The sequence below is a fragment of the Aliiroseovarius sp. genome, from assembly GCF_965228805.1.
Taxonomy (GTDB): Bacteria; Pseudomonadota; Alphaproteobacteria; order Rhodobacterales; family Rhodobacteraceae; genus JASBTN01.
The window spans coordinates 3,562,518-3,579,321 of the sequence record NZ_CBDDIE010000003.1 but is presented as its reverse complement, the minus strand read 5'-3'; the positions used below and the strand labels follow the sequence as shown (position 1 = coordinate 3,579,321).

Genomic DNA, 16,804 nt, shown 5'->3' with positions numbered 1-16,804 from the left:
GATTCGATCAAGCCTTGATTTGCCGCAGGGGCAAAAAAGCGCAAAAAAAGGGCCCGGGCGAACCCGGGCCTTGAGTGGTTCTGACGGTACGGGGAACGTGCGCGGAAGCGGGGACAGGCCCCGCCGACCGCTTAGCGCCAGAACGGAAGAGTGGTTTCGCGCCATGCCTCTTCGGGGCTGAGCCCGATGTCGCACAGCAGATGATTGTCCAGCTTTGCCAGGTGTTTGCGGGTGTGTCGGGTCACCGTCCAACGGGTCACAGCCACCGCGAACCATACGGCCGCGCGGGCCGCGACGGGCAGAAAGGGCGCTTGCGCAAGGCTGTCGATCTGGTGCTGGGCTGCATGTGCCATGGTGACCTCCGATTGTATTGACACAATTTTGAACTCTGTATAACAATATTGGTACAAAGAGTCTGATTGTGTGGCTAGGAAAAGATTGTAATGGATACAATATGGGCGCCGAAGCTCGAAGGGACACTCGCGGGCGCGGGGCGGGCAAAGTACAAGGCCCTGGCCGAGGGGATCCGCTCGGCGATCCGCGACGGGCATCTGACCGAGGGCGCCAAACTGCCGCCGGTGCGCGATCTGGCCTTCAGGGTCGGCGTGACCCCGGGCACCGTGGCGCGGGCCTATTCCATCCTGACCGACGAGGGCGTGTTGAGCGCCGAGGTCGGGCGGGGCACATTCGTGGCCACTCGCGCCGCACCTGTGGCCGAGGATTGGCCCGAAATCGTGCGCTTGCGCAGCCCGACCATCAGCGACGGTGGGCAGGTGGCGCTGATCCGCGAGCATATGCGCCAGCAGGCCGATGACCTGTCCTTGCAGGAGCTGACCTTCTACCCGTCGCGCCAGGGTGATCTGCCGCTGCGCGAGGTGCTGGCCGGTCGGCTCAGCCAGGAGGCGCTGGGGCCGATCTCGCCCGAACAAATGGTGCTGACCCATGGCGGGCAGAGCGCGCTGGTCATGGTCATGCAGGCGGTGTTGAAGGGGCCGAACCCGGTGGTCATGGTCGAACGTCTGGCCTATCCGGGGTTTCGCCGCGCGGCCGAGCTGAACCGCGCCCGGGTCATCAGTATCGACACGGATGACGAGGGGCCCTTGCCCGACCAGGTCGAGGCCGCCGCCAAGGCCCATGGCGCGCAGATGCTGCTGACCTCGGCAGATGTGAACAACCCGACCCTGCGCCGCACCTCGGCCCGGCGACGGCTGGAGATCGCCGAGGTCGCCCGACGCTGGGGCATCCATGTGGTGGACGACGACTGTTACACCCTGGCGCAGCTGGAGGAGGAAGGCTATCGCGCCATCCTGCCGGAGCTGGGCTGGTATCTGTCCAGTTTCTCGAAGGTACTTACGCCCTCGCTGCGCATCGGCTATGTCGCCACGCCCGAGGGGCAGGGCAAGCGGCTGTCGCGGGTTGCGGCCTTCGGGCATTTCGGCATGGCCCTGCCGCTGGTCGACCTCGGGCGGCGTGTGTTGCAGGACCCGCGCCTGCCTGCCATTCGCGCGCGCATTCAGGCCCTGTCCGCCGAACGGGTCCGTGTGGCGGTGAACCACCTGGGCGGGCATGAGGTCACCTGGAGCGAGGACGTGCCCTTCCTCTGGCTGCAACTGCCCTATGGCTGGCGCAGCTCGGCCTTTGTCCGCGCGGCGCAGGATCGCGGTGTGATCCTGAAAAGCAGCGAGGATTACGTGCTGCGCGACGCCCGCGCGCCCCATGCGGTGCGGCTGGCGGTGAATGGCCAGGTCTCGATGGCCTGTTACGAGGATGCGCTGCGCAAGGTGCGCTCGATCCTCGACAACCCGGTCGAGGAGATGACGGTGTGAGGCGTCGCCTCGTTCGTTTCTGGGCGCTGGCCCCGGTGATGCTGTTCTGGCTCGCCTGGTCGCCCAGTTCCACCGATCCGCAGACGCCCGACGGTACGCCGGTCTGGGTCTTCGATCACGGATGGCATGCGGGTGTGGTGGTCGAACGCGCCACGCTCGAAGCGCACGCCGGGCCCGTGGGGCAGGGATGGCTGGCCGATTTTCCCGACGCCGACTGGTTCGAGATCGGCTGGGGAGATCGCGGATTCTATTACGAGGCGGGCGGACTCGCCGATGTAACCGTCCCGCTGGCCGCCAAGGCGCTGCTCTGGCCCACCGACAGCGTGATGCACGTGGCGACGGGGCGGGGCGATCCAGAATGGGTGTTCGAGGGCTCGACCTCGGCGCGGTTTTCACTGGATGACGGCGCCACGGCCCGGTTGGTCGCGGCAATGGAGGCGGGATCGGCGGGTGGCGCGGCCCTGGGGCCGGGCCTCTACGGCACCAGCCTTTTCTACCCGGGGCTGGGGCGTTATCACCTGTTTCGCACCTGCAATGACTGGGTGGCAGGCGTCTTGCGGGCGGCCGGAATTGGCGTGAGCCGCGCGCTGTCCACCCACTCCGGACCGCTGGTTTGGGAGCTGAATCGGCGTCATGGGAATGGGGTAATATAATACCTTATTTGTAATTCTTTGATTTTGCTGCATTTAATGCGTCAAACTTGTGTTGACTGGCCCGCGCAAATCACTAGAAACACCCCATCCGAAAACCCATCAAGGGCTGACACCATGAAAACCTTCTCTGCAACCCCTGCAGATATCGACAAGAAATGGATCCTGATCGACGCCGAAGGCGTTGTTCTGGGCCGTCTTGCGACCATCGTTGCCACGCGCCTGCGCGGCAAGCACAAAGCGACCTTCACCCCCCACATGGACATGGGTGACAACGTCATCATCATCAACGCGGACAAGGTCCAGCTGACCGGCAAGAAGCGCACCGACAAGGTGCACTACTGGCACACCGGTTACCCGGGCGGCATCAAGTCGCGCACCGCTGGCCAGATCCTGGAAGGCGAGCACCCGACCCGCCTGGTCACCAAAGCCGTTCAGCGCATGCTGCCCGGCGGCCCGCTGAGCCGCGAACAGCTGCGCAACCTGCGCGTCTACGCCGGTTCCGAGCATCCGCATGAAGCCCAGCAGCCTGAAGTGCTGGACGTCAAAGCCATGAACCCCAAAAACGCGCGTGAGGGCTGAGCATGACCGAAGAGATCAAATCGCTCGAAGAGCTGAACGCGGTTGCTGAAGGCACCGAAGCCGTGGTCGAAGTGGCCGCGCCCCGTGAACCCGTCCGTGACGAGCTGGGCCGCGCCTATGCCACCGGCAAGCGGAAGGACGCCGTTGCCCGCGTCTGGATCAAGCCGGGCTCCGGCAAGGTCATCGTAAACGGCAAGGACCAGGACAAGTACTTTGCCCGTCCGGTGCTGCAGCTGATCCTGCGCCAGCCGTTCCAGGTTGCCGGTGTCGAAGGCGAATTCGACGTCGTCGCGACCGTCAAGGGCGGTGGCCTGACCGGCCAGGCCGGTGCGGTCAAGCACGGCATCTCGAAAGCCCTGCAACTCTATGAACCGTCGCTGCGCGCGCCGCTGAAAGCCGCCGGCTTCCTGACCCGCGACAGCCGCGTGGTGGAACGTAAGAAATACGGTAAGCGCAAAGCCCGCCGTTCGTTCCAGTTCTCGAAGCGCTAAATCGCTTTTGCAGAATTTCGAAAAGGGCTGCCCTCGGGTGGCCCTTTTTGCATAACCAAGCTCCCCGAAGGTGCCTGCCATGTCCGACTTCATCGTCCAGAACATCGTTCCGATCTCGCTTGCGGTCGCGATGATCCTGTCCGCCCTTGGCCCTTACCTGATGGGCGCACGCCCCATGCATGGCGCGCTGAGCGGTGCGGCCTTTCTGGCGGTGACGCTGGGGCTTTTGAACTTCGTCACCAGTTCCTTCCTGATCGCGCTTTTCGCAGGCAGCACCGCGGCGGCGCTGTTGGGGCGTGTCCTGGGCATGACATCGGCGCAAAGCCTCACCGCCCTCGGCGGCTGCCTTCTGGGCCTGGCCTTGCCGATCCTCGTCCTCTGAATTCGGCCATCTCGGCCGGATTTCATATTGCGGGGCAGGGGGCTTTGCCCTATATCCCGCCCACGACCAAGTGTCAGTGGCACCCGTAGCTCAGCTGGATAGAGCGCTGCCCTCCGAAGGCAGAGGCCATAGGTTCGAATCCTATCGGGTGCGCCACCTTTTCGAACATCCCGGACTGCTTTCTGCGCCTCATGGTTGCGCGGCGTGAATTCTGTTGGCCTATTGGTTGCGTTGCAATCAGGAGGCGGCCATGGGGAGCCAGCGGCAGGGTACAAAGAAGCGGGCGCGCGACTGGGTTCGCGTTCTGGCGCAATATCGCGAGCCGGATGAGGCGCGGTCCTGGTTTGAAATCGCAGTGACTTTGGGGCCGTTCCTGGCGCTTTGGGCCTTGGCCTGGGTGTCGCTGGACGGACCGCGCATTGCAACCCTGGCTCTGGCCTCCCTGCTGGGCCTGTTCCTGATGCGCCTCTTTGCGTTGCAACATGACTGTGGCCACGCGGCCCTGTTCAGGGATCGGCGGGTGAATGACTGGGTTGGGCGGGTGCTGGGCGTGCTGACCCTGTCGCCCTACACGACCTGGCGCAAGATGCATGCGACCCATCATGAGAATGCGGGCAATCTGGATGGCGATTTCATGGGGGACTTGATCGTGCTGACCGTGGAGCGGTTCCGGGCGCTTGGCCCCTGGGGGCGGCTGGGATATCGCATCTATCGCAACCCGATCTTCATCCTCGCCGTGTCGCCCGCGCTGCTGTTCTACGTGCTTTATCGGATCCCCGTTGGGTTGATGTCCCATCGCCGCTATTGGGCCAGTTGCATGATCAACAACGCGGTGCTGCTGGCGATCCTGGGGGCGATGGTCTGGGCGCGGGGATGGGAGCCGGTGCTGTGGATCTTCCTGCCCTCGACCATGGTGGGGGCGACCGCCGGGGTCTGGATCTTCTATTGCCAGCACCAATGGGATGGGGCGCAGTTCGACTTCGGGGATGACTGGCAGGTGCATGAGGCGGCGCTGCATGGCTCATCGCAGCTGATCCTGCCCGGCTGGATGCGCTGGTTCACGGCGAACTTCCCGATCCACCATGTGCACCACCTCTATGCGCGCATTCCCTGTTACCGCCTGCCAGAGGTCGTGCGCGATCATCCGGAGTTGGAGCCGATGAACAAGATCACAATCGGGCAAAGCCTGCGCGGGCTGAACCTGGCGCTTTGGGATCCCGAGGCGCGCCGCCTGGTCAGTTTCGCCGAGGCAAAACACTTGCCCACCCCTGCTTGATATCGTCGCAGGGGCGGGCTCCGCCCACGTTTGCGCAACCGGTTTGTTGAATTCCGCGACCACTTGGGCTAAACGGTGCGCGAACACCTGCGCGGTCCAGCGTGGGATTTCCCTGCGCTCGCGCGCCAGACAACACTGCCTCCAGCACTTCGAAAAAGGGTAAGGAAAAATGGCTGATCTCTCGAAACCGGATATTTTGTATACCATTGTAGACGAAGCGCCCGAACTGGCCTCCGCCTCCTTCCTGCCGATCATTCGCAAGTTCGTCTCGGCGGCAGACATCACCGTGGGCACGCCAGACATCTCGCTGGCGGGCCGAATCATCTCGACCTTCCCCGAATATCTGACCGAAGAGCAGCGCCAGTCGGACGACCTGGCCGCCCTGGGCGAGCTGGTGAAGACCCCCGGCGCCAACGTGATCAAACTGCCGAACATCTCGGCCTCGGTGCCGCAGCTGGTCGCGGCGATCGAAGAGCTGCAGGCGCAGGGCTACAAGCTGCCGGATTACCCGGAAGACCCGTCGAGTGACGAAGAGAAAGCCGTGCGCGCCAAGTATGACACCATCAAGGGCTCCGCCGTGAACCCGGTGCTGCGCGAAGGCAACTCGGACCGCCGCGCTGCCCGTGCGGTGAAGAACTACGCCCAGAACAACCCGCATTCGATGGGCGCCTGGGTGTCGGACAGTAAGACCAAGGTCTCGTCCATGCCGGGCAACGATTTCTACGCCAACGAAGTGTCCGCCACCATCTCCGCCGCTCAGGCTGGTGACGCGAAGATCGAGTTCGTCGCCAAGGACGGCACTGTCACCGTTCTGAAGGACGGCTGGCCGCTGGAAGAGGGTACCGTGGCCGACGCCACCTTCATGTCCGCGCGTGCCCTGGGCGCCTTCCTGGCCGAGGCCATTGAAGACACCAAGGCTGATGGCACCATGTTCTCGCTGCACATGAAGGCGACGATGATGAAGGTCTCGGACCCGATCATCTTCGGCCACGCCGTCAAGGCCTGGCTGGGCCCGGTCTGGGAGGCGCATGGTGACGCGATCGCCGCCGCCGGTGGTTCGCCGAACTCGGGTCTGGGCGCGGTTCTGGACGCCATCGACAGCCTGGGCAATGCGGCCGAGATCAAGGCCGAGATCGCCGCGCTGGAGCGTCCGTCGATGTACATGGTTGACTCGGATAAGGGCATCACCAACTTGCACGTGCCGTCCGATGTGATCATCGACGCCTCGATGCCCGCCGTGATCCGTGCTGGCGGTAAAGGCTGGGACGAGACCGGCGCCAAGGGCGACACCAACTGCGTGATCCCCGACCGCTGCTATGCCACCGTCTATGATGAGACGATCAACTTCTTCAAAGCCAATGGCGCGCTGGACGTGACTACCGCGGGTGCCGTTGCCAACGTCGGCCTGATGGCGCAGAAGGCGGAAGAATACGGCTCGCACCCGACCACCTTCGAAGCGCCGGGCGAAGGCACGATCCGCATCGTTCTGGCGAACGGTGAGACGCTGCATTCGCACGAGGTCGAGACCGGCGACATCTGGCGGTCCTGCACCGTCAAGAAAGCCCCGATCGAAAACTGGATCGAACTGGCGATGGACCGTCAGCGTCTGACCGGGTCGGAAGCGATCTTCTGGCTGGACGCGAACCGTGCCCATGACGCCGAGCTGATCAAATACGTTCAGCCCGCCCTGGAGGCGGCCGGCAAGGCCGACCTGTTCCAGATCATGGCGCCGCGTGAAGCCACGGCCCAGTCGCTGAAGACGATCACCGCCGGTAACGACAGCATCGCCATCACCGGCAACGTGCTGCGCGACTACCTGACCGACCTGTTCCCAATCCTGGAGCTGGGCACCTCGGCCAAGATGCTGTCGATCGTCAAGCTGATGAACGGTGGCGGTCTGTTTGAAACCGGTGCTGGTGGCTCGGCGCCGAAACACGTGCAGCAGCTGGTCGAACAGAACCACCTGCGTTGGGACTCGATGGGTGAGTTCTGCGCGCTGGGTGAGAGCCTGAACTTCCTGGCTGACGTCAAGGGCAACGCCAAGGCCGGCGTGCTGGGCCGCGCCGCCGAGGACGCCACGCAAGGGATCCTCGACAACAACAAGTCGCCCGAGCGCAAGGTCGGCCAGCCCGACAACCGCGACAGCCACTACTGGTTCGCCCGCTACTGGGCCGACGCGCTGGCCGCGCAGTCGGATGACGCGGGTCTGGCTGCCGAGTTCGCCCCGATCGCCAAGGCACTTGCCGAGGGTGAAGAGGCGATCCTGGCCGAACTGGCCGCGGCCCAGGGCCCGGCGGCCGAGATCGGCGGTTATTTCCGCCCGTCGGTCGAGCTGAAAGCGAAAGTGATGCGCCCCTCGGCCACGCTGAACGCGATCATCGACTGAGCCGGTCGAACAGATTGATTGAAGGGCCCGGGGGAACCCCCGGGCCTTTTGCGTTAGTGAAGCAGGGCGGTGGCGGCGTCGGCAATGTCCGCGCCCGACCCCATGGCTTGATACAGTGCGCGAGGCGGGTGGATGTCGGTATCCACGGCGCGAGTGATCCAATCACGGGCTTGAAGCTGTTTCAGGCTCTGCGACAGGGCGCGGTCGGTGATCGGGGGTAGGGCGGTCTTGACCTCTCCGAAAAAGCGGGGCTGCTGGCAGGTGGCCAGTACCGGCACGGTCCAGCTGCGGCGGAGCAGGGCGAGCCCCGCGTCATTCACCTTTGCCTCCATGATCCGCGCGGCCATGGCGGCGGCCTCCTTACCCGTGGCTGTCAGCCGGTACTCCGGCCGCAGCGGGTGGCCGTGGCCGGGGTTGCGCTCCAGCACACCCAAGTCGATCAGATGGGCAAGGCTCTGCGCAAAGGCGGTGCGGCTGGCCCCTGTGGCGGCCAGCAGCGGTGCCTGTCGGGCAGGGGTGCCCCTGTACAAGGCGGCCAGGATGCTCAGGCACCAGGCGCGGGAAGTGATCTTGACAAGCAGAGGTATGTCCATAAAGTATAGTTGCTATATTTTTTGAAAAAAGGAAAGTCCAATGCCCGCTGCCACGCTTGAAAACACCCTGACCTTGGCCATTTCTGTACGCGACCGGCACGCGAGCGCGGCCTGGTATCATGAGATGTTGGGGTTCGACTTGCTCTACCACGCCGATGAGGCGGGCTGGAGCGAGCTTCAGACCAAGACCGCGGGCGTGACCCTGGGGCTAGGCGAACAGGCGGAACCCGCGCCGGGCAACACAGTGCCGGTGTTCGGCGTGGCGGATATTGCCACGGCGCGCGCGGGGTTGGAGGCCGCAGGCGTGGATTTCGACGGTGACACGGAAGTGGTCGAAGGCATGGTTGCCACCGCCACCTTCTATGATCCCGACCGCAACGCGATGATGCTGGCGCAGGATCTGACCGGCGGCTAGGCGTTCCGGTAACGGGCCACGAAATTGCGCAGGATCTTCTCGGGCATGTGCACCTCTTCGGCCTGGCACATGGCGATCAGTTTCTTGGCGTCCTCGGGCGGGAAATAGCCCTTGTTCTTGTAGATGCGAATGCGGGTTTCGAACCCGTCGCCATCCGCTTCCGGATGGAACTGCGTGGCATAGACGTTCTGGCCGTGGCGGATCATCTGAAACGGGCAGGCCTCGCCCTCGACCAGGTGCACGGCGCCTGGGGGCAGGGCCTGCACGGCCTCCTTGTGGCCCACGAAGGCGCGGAAATGCGTGTCGATCCCGGCCAGCACCGGGTCGGCCTGGCCCGCATCAGTCAGCTCGCAGTTGGTGGCGCAGACCGGTTCGCCGTACCTGTCCTTGTTGACGATGCCGGGCTGAAGGTGGTGGCCCAGGATGCCGATGCCGTAGCAACAGCCCATGTAAGGAAAGTCGCGTGCTGTGATCTCGGGCATGAGGCCCAGGATCGCGGTTTCGATCCGCGCCTCGATGGGATCCTTGGTGGCCGGATCGTCGGAGACGCAGCCGGGCCCCCCGCCCACGATCACACCGGCGTAACCGTCCAGAGACAGCCCCTCGGGCAGCTCCTCCTGATCCAGGCGGATGCGGTGGGTCTCATCCTCGCTCAGGCCACCCTTCGACAGGATCGCCTTGTATTCGTCGTCGGAGGCCTCGGTCTCGGGGCGCAGCTGCAGGATCAGGAACGGTTTCATGGGTGGCCGTTTAGCGTGACCGGGGGGCGGGGGGCAACAGGTTTGGGGCTGGATCCCATCGCCCGCCCGCTGAGGCGACACCACGCACCGCCCCGCTGCGCTCTCCCGGAGCCAAAGCTAAGCGGCAGATGCGTCATTATGCGCCCTCGCTTTTCCTCATGTAAATTTGAAGAGTCAGATAAGCAAATCTACGCCCGAGGTGCGACTCGCCTCCGGGCACCGAGGAGGTAGCCAAATGAGAGTTTTTGCCGGCATCGCCCTGGCCATGGGACTGACCCTGGGCCTGGCGACCAGCGGCGCCATGGCCGAAAGCGCCGGGGGCACGCCCCACGCGCCCGAGGCCCCGCCGCCCATTCCCGTCAGTTCAACCGCGGATCACAGCGAGTTCGAGGCGCTGAAACGCGCCTTCGCCTCCGGTCCTGAAGTGACCGAGGCCTGCCTGTCCTGCCACAACGAGGCGGATGACCAGCTGGCCCATTCGCTGCATTTCAAGTGGGATTACGAAAGCACCACGGGCCAGGCCCTGGGCAAGTCCAACGTGATCAACGCCTTCTGCGGCAACGTGGCCTCGAACGAGCCGCGCTGTACCTCGTGTCACGCGGGCTATGGCTGGGACGACATGTCGGCCGATCCGGCCTCGATGGAGGTACAGCCCGACTGTCTGGTCTGCCACGACCGCTCGGGCCAATACACCAAGACCGCGACCGGGGCAGGGCACCCGCCGCTGGATCCGGTGAAACCCGGGACCAAGACCATTACCGGCGCGCTCGCCTGGGCCGTGGACCTGACCGAAGCCGCGCAGAGCGTTGGCATGCCGGGGCGCGACAACTGCGGCAACTGCCACTTCTACGGCGGCGGTGGGGACAATGTGAAACACGGCGACCTCAGCTCGGTGCTCTATGCGCCCAGCGAAGAGATCGACGTGCACATGTCCCCGGATGGCGAGAACTTCACCTGCTCGACCTGCCACGTGGAAGAGGACCACAACTGGGCCGGCTCGCGCTATGACGTCGACATGTCGATCCCGGAAGAGGCGCAGGCCCCCGGCGCGCATCGTGTGACCGCGACGTGCGAAAGCTGCCACAGTGAACGGCCGCACCCGCTGGAGATCGCCTCGGGCCCCGAGTTCATTCGCAACCTGAAGCTCAACGACCATACCGACAAGCTGGCCTGTCAGAGCTGCCACATCCCAGAGTTTGCCCGCGGCGGCGTGCCGACCAAGACCGTCTGGGACTGGTCGACCGCCGGGCAGATGAACGCCGAGGGCAAGCCCTATAGCGAGGACAACTGGGTCAGCTCGACCGGCAAGGCGATGCACACCTACATGTCCACCAAGGGCAACTTCGAATATGGCGAAGATGTCGTGCCGCATTATGCTTGGTTCAACGGCTCCATCACCTACACGCTGGGGGATGAGACCATCGACCCCAGCCAGACGGTCGAGATCAACCGCCTGGGCGGTGAACCCGGCGATGGTGTGTCGAAGATCTGGCCCTTCAAGCGCATGGAAGGGCGCCAGGGCTATGACGTGAACCTGAACCGCCTGACCTATTCGAATGTATGGGGACCCACCACCGACACGGCCTTCTGGAAGAACTTCGACTGGTCGAAGGCGATCGAGGCCGGGATGGAAGCCGCAGGCGCCGAGTATTCCGGTGAGTTCGATTTCGTCGACACCTACATGTACTGGCCGATCACCCATATGGTCGCGCCCGCCGAACAGGCGGTCGAATGCGCCGACTGCCACGCCGAGGATGGCCGCATGGCCGAGCTGGCGGGCATCTACCTGCCGGGCAGCAACCCCAATGGCATGGTTGGCATCATCGGCAAGGTGATCCTGGCCCTGGCCCTGTTGGGTGTCATCGGCCACGGGCTGTTGCGCGTGCTTGGTCGCAAATCGAAGGAGGGCTGATCCATGTCCAAACGTATCGTCAAGGTCTACCCATTCTTCGAACGCCTGTGGCACTGGTTGCAGATGGCGCTGATCGTGATCCTGATGCTGACCGGGTTCAGCCTGAACGGGCAGCTGGGCCTGGTGCCCTTCGGCCCGGCGGTGGTGTTCCACACGCTGGCGGCGGGGCTGCTCTTGATGCTGTGGATCTTCGCCACCTTCTGGCTATTCACCACCGGCACCTGGAAGCAGTTCATCCCGCGCATCGAGGGCATGATCGAAACCGCGCGCTTCTATGCCCTGGGCATCTTCAAGGGCGAGAAACATCCGTACCGAAAGGTTTATTTCCGCAAGCACAACCCGTTGCAGGCGGCGACCTATTTCGTGCTGAAATGGTTCATCTTCCCGGCGATCTGGATCTCGGGCCTATTCTACCTGACCTATGCCCTGTGGGAAGGCGGCGAGAACGCCGGGTTCTGGATCGTGGTGGTCGCGAACATCCACGTGCTGGCAGCCTATGTGGTGGCCTGTTTCGTGGTCGCGCATGTCTATCTGCTGACCGTGGGCCATGGCTTCCGCCACCACGTGCAGCCGATGGTCACTGGCTATGAAGAGGTCGACCTGACCACTGAACAGGAGGCCTATCTGGAGGCCAACGAACCCAACCGTCTCAAGCCGCGCGGCGTGCCGGCCGAATAGGCGGCACTGGCTGAGGCAAGGAAGGGGCGTCCCGCGGGGCGCCCTTTTTTTGCGGCTGCGCCGTGCCTGATGCTTCCGTGTGTTCGGTCGACGGGGCCAACGGCGTGATCTATTGGCTGAAGTGACTGGGGCCGGTCACGACGTGTGCCTGCATCAGTTCCCGAAGGCTCGGAAACCACATCTCGTCTGGTGCGACCTCGGGGACGCGTACAAGGAAATCAGGCGCGACGCCGCGCGCCTGCAGATAGGCCAGGTCGCGCTGCATTTCCTCGGCCGGGTCGATGTTCGGGTGGCCGGAGGGGATCAATAGCGCGTAGCTGTGGAATCCAAGGCGGCCTTCCAGTCCCAGTGTGCGGTTCTTACCTGCCACAAAGACCAGGGTGCAGGCGGAGCTGCAGGTGCGCACTACTCGGGTGTTCAGACCGGTCTGCAACACCAATCGGGCCAAGGTGCGCGCCGCCTGCACCTGCCCGCCGGGGCTGTTCAGCACCAGGGTGGTGACCTCCGGGTGCGCCTTCAACCGCGCCGCGACCTGGGCCGTGATGCCGATCGGAATGACCCCGTCCAGGTGAAGGTCCTGGCCCGAGATGGTCAGAACCAGATCCTCGTCCGGCACCACCCGCCCAGCCAGCGGGTCGGGGCGCGGAGGCGACAGCCGGCTGTGCAGCACCAGCATCCACCAGATCGACAGTGACAGGAATAGCGCGACCAACAGGGCCAGCAGACCGGCCCAGACATGGCCGGTGGCCCCGAAGCTGCGGGCACGGCGGTCGCCGTGGCGCACCAGACCCACGGTCTGCCAAGTGTAAAGTGCGATGTCGGCACCGATAAGCCCCAACACCACCAGAGAGGGCAAGGGGAGGGGCAGGAGGCCCCAGGCGAGCATGATGATCACGATGCGTAGGGCCACCACATTTAACCAGAGGCTCTGTCGTGCGGTCAGCGCCCCACGCCAATGCGCGCGCAGATAGGTCGAGAGGGTGGCGGGGTTTGACATACGGCTCAGTCTGGGGCCGGTGGCGGAAATTCCCAAGCCGAAACGTAATAGCGTTCTCCGGGCAACAAAAAACCCGGCCAAGGCCGGGTTCATGATCGAATTGTGGGAAGCTCAGAGGCCCTCAGCGCCCCCAGGTACGCACCACGCCGCAATCCATATGCACGAAGTTCGAGCCGGAATACTTACCAACCCCACCCGCGCGGCAGGCGGTGGCGGCGCGGAACATCTGGTGCACGGTGCGATTTTGCAGACGCAGGTCAGCCGCCTGACCCTTCATGTGCAGCGAGTTCTTGGCCACCCCGCGCGAGCGCGAGCGCAGCATCGCGTTGGTCTGCGGCGAGCGGTAGCCCGACAGCAGCATATAGGGCTCGTTCACGTCCATCAGCGAATGCGCCGCCGCCATGATATCGATCGTGCGCGTGTCCATGGAGATCGAACTGTCGATCCGCCAGTCGCGCATGAAGTGATTGATTTCCTTGAGGGCTTCCTTGATGTACTTGCCTTCGATCCAGTAGATCGTGTCGACGCTTTCGCCGGTGCGGCCCGAGTACATCGAGATGCGGCGGATGTCGCCCCCCCCGCGCAAGAAGCCTGCTGCATTGGAGAAAGTCGGGGCTGCTGCCACCGTGGTTGCTGCAAATGCGCCAAGAAGCGCACGCCGCGTCATGCCCGTCGAGCTGTGTTCCGTCATCTGTCCCAGCGCGTCCCGTCGCTTGCCTGTGCCCGCCGTGCCCTGCATGACCCGTTCACCATGCTGGCTTTCGGCAAAGCCCCAATGTCACCTCATCCCCAGGTGCAGCTGCTTTATGGCATGGTTCGATTCGTCCGCCAACCCCTCATGGATCCAACGGGCTGTTATTCAAGGGGAATCGGCGAAAAATTGCTGAAATTGCTGCGATGTGGCGAAAACGCGCAGGAAAGTGCCCGATGCGTGACCCGAAAAGGACAAGGTCGGGTTTTCCGGAACCCGCGCGGAAATGTGAGTGGACAGTGTTAACTCTTTCGCGAGATTATGTCATTTACTCATGAATTGCAGCTCGTAACCCGTGGCAGCTCTTACCCCGTGACCGAGGATATATCGAGGAAGACGATGACGATTTCCCGCCCGCGCCTTCGCGCCCCGTTTGTGTTCAAGATGCTGGCCGTTCTGGCCCTTCTGTCGATCTCTACCATGGCCCCGACGCCCGCCCAGGCACAGCGTGCCGTGCCGGCCTTTGCCCAGGCCGTGGCCGAGGCAGCCGCGATGGACGAGGAGATTGCCGCTTTCTACCGTGAAAACGGGTACGAGCCGATTTGGACGGGCACCAGCAACCGTCACAAGCAACGTCGCGCGGCGCTGCTGAAGGCGCTGGAGGCGGCGGGCGATCACGGGTTGCCGGTGGCCGCCTATGATACGGAACTGCTCAAGACCAACCTGCGCCGGGTCGGCTCGACCCGCGATCTGGGCAAGCTCGAAGTGCAGATGAGCCGCCTGTTTCTGATGTATGCGCGCGATGTGCAGTCGGGCGTCGTGACGCCGAAACGCGTGGATGGCGAAATTCACCGCGACGCGCCGGTGCGCGGCGGCAAGGCGCTGCTGGCCGGGTTCGCGCAGAGCTCGCCGCGCGGGTTCCTGAAAGCGCTGACGCCGAAATCGCCGGAATATGCCCGGCTGATGAAGGAAAAGCTGCGGCTGGAAAAACTGCTGGCCCAGGGTGGCTGGGGTGAAACCGTTGCGGCGCGGTCGGTCAAGCCGGGTGCCTCGGGTGATGCTGTCGTCGCGCTGCGCAACCGTCTGGTGCGCATGGGCTACCTGCGCCGTTCGGCCACGCGCAATTACGACGCCGACCTGCAGCGCGCCGTGCAGCTGTTTCAGATCGACCACGGGCTGGAGCCCGACGGGGTCGCGGGCGACGGCACGATCAAGGAGATCAACCGCTCGGTCACCGACCGCCTGAAGTCGATCCTGGTGGCGATGGAACGCGAGCGCTGGATGAATATCGAGCGTGGTGAGCGTCACATCTGGGTCAACCTGACCGATTTCACCGCCAAGATCGTTGACGGTGGCAAGGTGACATTCGAGACTCGCTCGGTCGTCGGCAAGAACCGCCACGACACCCGTAGCCCGGAGTTTTCCGACGAGATGGAGCACATGATCGTCAATCCGACCTGGAATGTGCCACGCTCGATCGCGGTCAGCGAATACCTGCCCGCGCTGCAGCGCAACCCGCAGGCCGCCGGTCACCTGCGCATCACCGATGTGCGCGGCCAGGTGGTGGACCGCTCGGCGGTGGATTTCACCCAGTACACGGCGACCAACTTCCCCTTCGACATGAAGCAGCCGCCGTCCAGCCGCAACGCGCTGGGGCTGGTGAAGTTCATGTTCCCGAACCGCCACAACATCTACCTGCATGACACGCCCTCGAAGAGCTTGTTCGGCCGCGAGGTACGCACTTTCTCGCACGGCTGCATTCGCCTGCAGAAACCGTTCGAGTTCGGCTATGCCCTGCTGGCGCGTCAGACCAGCAACCCCAAGGGCACGTTCCACGCCGCGCTGGACACGGGACGCGAGACGCAGATCGACCTGGATGAACACGTGCCGGTGCATATCGTCTATCGTACCGCCGTGATGCCCGCGAAGGGCCGCGCCAACTACCGTCGTGACGTCTATGGCCGCGACGCCAAGGTGTGGAATGCTCTCGCCGGGGCAGGGGTGGCGCTCCGCGCCGTTCAGGGCTAATCCTGTCGCGGGGGCGCGTTGCCCCACGCGGAAAGGACAGCCATGCGCCATACGCTTGCCGAGATTGCCGTGGCCTTGGGGGGGGACCTCCTGGGCGACGGGACCATCGAAATTACCGGCACCGCCGAGCCTGCAGAAGCGCGGCCCGACCAGCTGGCCATCGCCATTGACCCGAAATATGCCGACGCCTTTGCGACTGGCCGCGCCCGGGTGGCGCTCTTGTGGGAAGGGGCCGATTGGCAGGCGCTGGGGCTGGACGGCGCCGTGACCCTGCCGCGCGGCAAGGCGGGCATGCCGGAGCTCACACGCATGATGGACAAGGGACCCGAGATTGCGCCGGGGATCCACCCGAGCGCGGTGATCGACCCGACCGCCAAGATCGGCGAGGGCGCAGCCATCGGCCCCTTCGTGGTCATCGGGCCGCGCGCCCGGGTCGGGGCGCGGGCGCGCATCGACGCAGGCGTGACCATCGGCGAAGACGTACAGATCGGCGACGACTTGCTGCTCCATTCCGGCGCACGCATTGCCCGCGGCGTCGAGATCGGCCACCGTTTCATCGGCAATCAGAACTGCGTGGTGGGCGGCGATGGGTTCTCGTTCACCACCCGCGACAAGAGCGCGGTGGAAGAGCTGCGCGGTGACCTCGATCACGCGGGCGAGGCCGTGGCCGGATCCAGCCAATGGCAGCGCGTGCACTCCCTGGGCGCGGTCGAGATCGGTGATGACGTCGAACTCGGCGCCGGGTCGACCATCGACCGGGGCACCATTCGTGCCACCCGCATCGGGCGCGGCACCAAGATCGACAACCTCGTGCAGATCGGCCACAACGCGGTGCTGGGCGAGGATTGCCTGGTCTGTGGTCAGGCGGGTGTCGCTGGATCCGCCCGGATCGGCAATCGCGTGGTGCTGGCGGGCCGGGTGGCGGTCAGCGACAACCTCTTCGTTGGCGACGACGTGATTGCTGGCGGCGGGGCCGGGATCATGACCAATGTGCCCGCAGGGCGTGCCGTTCTGGGCACCCCGGCGGTCAAGATGGACACCCAGCTGAAGATCAACCGCGAACTCAGGCGCCTGCCGCGCCTGGCTGATACCATTCGCGAGCTTCAAAAAGCTGTTTCACAAATGACGCAAAAGGACTAAATCACCTCCTAATTCCG

At 64.3% G+C, this 16,804-nt stretch carries 17 protein-coding genes and 1 tRNA gene; 13 read left to right on the top strand and 5 right to left on the bottom strand.

The window, feature by feature from the left end:
• Positions 1-131: 131 nt before the first annotated feature.
• Positions 132-353, bottom strand: a complete 222-nt coding sequence (locus ACO07D_RS18720; protein ID WP_421704442.1) for a DUF1127 domain-containing protein — start codon at positions 351-353, stop codon at positions 132-134.
• A gap of 90 nt (positions 354-443) precedes the next feature.
• Here ACO07D_RS18720 and ACO07D_RS18715 point away from each other — a divergent pair, with 90 nt between their 5' ends.
• The 8 genes from ACO07D_RS18715 to ACO07D_RS18680 all read left to right on the top strand — a co-directional run bounded on the left by ACO07D_RS18715 (position 444) and on the right by ACO07D_RS18680 (position 7,593).
• Positions 444-1,826 (top strand): PLP-dependent aminotransferase family protein, encoded by a 1,383-nt coding sequence (locus ACO07D_RS18715; RefSeq protein ID WP_421704441.1) that lies wholly within the window; start codon positions 444-446, stop codon positions 1,824-1,826.
• Positions 1,823-2,479 carry a DUF2459 domain-containing protein gene (locus ACO07D_RS18710; RefSeq protein WP_421704440.1) on the top strand — a complete coding sequence of 219 codons (657 nt, stop codon included), beginning with the start codon at positions 1,823-1,825 and terminating at the stop codon, positions 2,477-2,479. Before ACO07D_RS18715 ends, ACO07D_RS18710 begins: the two co-directional genes overlap by 4 nt.
• 114 nt (positions 2,480-2,593) lie before the next feature.
• Complete coding sequence (gene rplM, locus ACO07D_RS18705) at positions 2,594-3,058, top strand: 50S ribosomal protein L13 (protein WP_421704439.1); 465 nt, start codon at positions 2,594-2,596, stop codon at positions 3,056-3,058.
• A gap of 2 nt (positions 3,059-3,060) precedes the next feature.
• Entirely contained in the window at positions 3,061-3,549 is a 489-nt protein-coding gene (gene rpsI, locus ACO07D_RS18700; protein WP_421704438.1) for a 30S ribosomal protein S9, read from the top strand.
• Positions 3,550-3,628: 79 nt separating this feature from the next.
• Positions 3,629-3,931, top strand: a complete 303-nt coding sequence (locus ACO07D_RS18695; RefSeq protein ID WP_421704437.1) for a hypothetical protein — start codon at positions 3,629-3,631, stop codon at positions 3,929-3,931.
• A 79-nt stretch (positions 3,932-4,010) separates the two neighbouring features.
• A tRNA-Arg gene (locus ACO07D_RS18690) sits at positions 4,011-4,087 on the top strand.
• A 94-nt stretch (positions 4,088-4,181) separates the two neighbouring features.
• Complete coding sequence (locus ACO07D_RS18685; RefSeq protein WP_421704436.1) at positions 4,182-5,207, top strand: fatty acid desaturase family protein; 1,026 nt, start codon at positions 4,182-4,184, stop codon at positions 5,205-5,207.
• Between the two features lie 169 nt (positions 5,208-5,376).
• Positions 5,377-7,593 (top strand): NADP-dependent isocitrate dehydrogenase, encoded by a 2,217-nt coding sequence (locus ACO07D_RS18680; RefSeq protein ID WP_421704435.1) that lies wholly within the window; start codon positions 5,377-5,379, stop codon positions 7,591-7,593.
• Between the two features lie 53 nt (positions 7,594-7,646).
• On the opposite strand, the gene ACO07D_RS18675 is transcribed toward ACO07D_RS18680, so the two are convergent.
• A complete protein-coding gene (locus ACO07D_RS18675; protein ID WP_421704434.1) occupies positions 7,647-8,186 on the bottom strand; it encodes a winged helix-turn-helix transcriptional regulator in 540 nt (179 codons plus the stop codon).
• Positions 8,187-8,226: 40 nt separating this feature from the next.
• Between ACO07D_RS18675 and ACO07D_RS18670 the strand changes: the two genes are divergently transcribed.
• Positions 8,227-8,601, top strand: a complete 375-nt coding sequence (locus ACO07D_RS18670; protein WP_421704433.1) for a VOC family protein — start codon at positions 8,227-8,229, stop codon at positions 8,599-8,601.
• Here ACO07D_RS18670 and ACO07D_RS18665 read toward each other — a convergent pair.
• On the bottom strand, positions 8,598-9,341 hold the full coding sequence (locus ACO07D_RS18665) for a glutamine amidotransferase (RefSeq protein ID WP_421704432.1): 744 nt from the start codon (positions 9,339-9,341) through the stop codon (positions 8,598-8,600). The genes ACO07D_RS18670 and ACO07D_RS18665 overlap by 4 nt on opposite strands.
• Positions 9,342-9,576: 235 nt before the next feature.
• On the opposite strand from ACO07D_RS18665, the gene ACO07D_RS18660 reads away from it, so the two are divergent.
• Together ACO07D_RS18660 and ACO07D_RS18655 are read left to right on the top strand one after the other, a co-directional pair.
• Entirely contained in the window at positions 9,577-11,253 is a 1,677-nt protein-coding gene (locus tag ACO07D_RS18660; protein WP_421704431.1) for a tetrathionate reductase family octaheme c-type cytochrome, read from the top strand.
• A 3-nt stretch (positions 11,254-11,256) separates the two neighbouring features.
• Complete coding sequence (locus tag ACO07D_RS18655; RefSeq protein ID WP_421704430.1) at positions 11,257-11,931, top strand: cytochrome b/b6 domain-containing protein; 675 nt, start codon at positions 11,257-11,259, stop codon at positions 11,929-11,931.
• A 109-nt stretch (positions 11,932-12,040) separates the two neighbouring features.
• On the opposite strand, the gene ACO07D_RS18650 is transcribed toward ACO07D_RS18655, so the two are convergent.
• Positions 12,041-12,928, bottom strand: coding sequence for a hypothetical protein (locus ACO07D_RS18650; protein WP_421704428.1), 888 nt, complete (start codon positions 12,926-12,928; stop codon positions 12,041-12,043).
• Between the two features lie 121 nt (positions 12,929-13,049).
• Positions 13,050-13,619, bottom strand: a complete 570-nt coding sequence (locus ACO07D_RS18645) for a YcbK family protein (RefSeq protein ID WP_421705072.1) — start codon at positions 13,617-13,619, stop codon at positions 13,050-13,052.
• 399 nt (positions 13,620-14,018) lie between these two features.
• Between ACO07D_RS18645 and ACO07D_RS18640 the strand changes: the two genes are divergently transcribed.
• Together ACO07D_RS18640 and ACO07D_RS18635 are read left to right on the top strand one after the other, a co-directional pair.
• Positions 14,019-15,647, top strand: a complete 1,629-nt coding sequence (locus ACO07D_RS18640; RefSeq protein ID WP_421704427.1) for a L,D-transpeptidase family protein — start codon at positions 14,019-14,021, stop codon at positions 15,645-15,647.
• 42 nt (positions 15,648-15,689) lie between these two features.
• Positions 15,690-16,787 carry a UDP-3-O-(3-hydroxymyristoyl)glucosamine N-acyltransferase gene (locus tag ACO07D_RS18635; protein WP_421704426.1) on the top strand — a complete coding sequence of 366 codons (1,098 nt, stop codon included), beginning with the start codon at positions 15,690-15,692 and terminating at the stop codon, positions 16,785-16,787.
• The last annotated feature ends 17 nt before the right edge of the window (positions 16,788-16,804 follow it).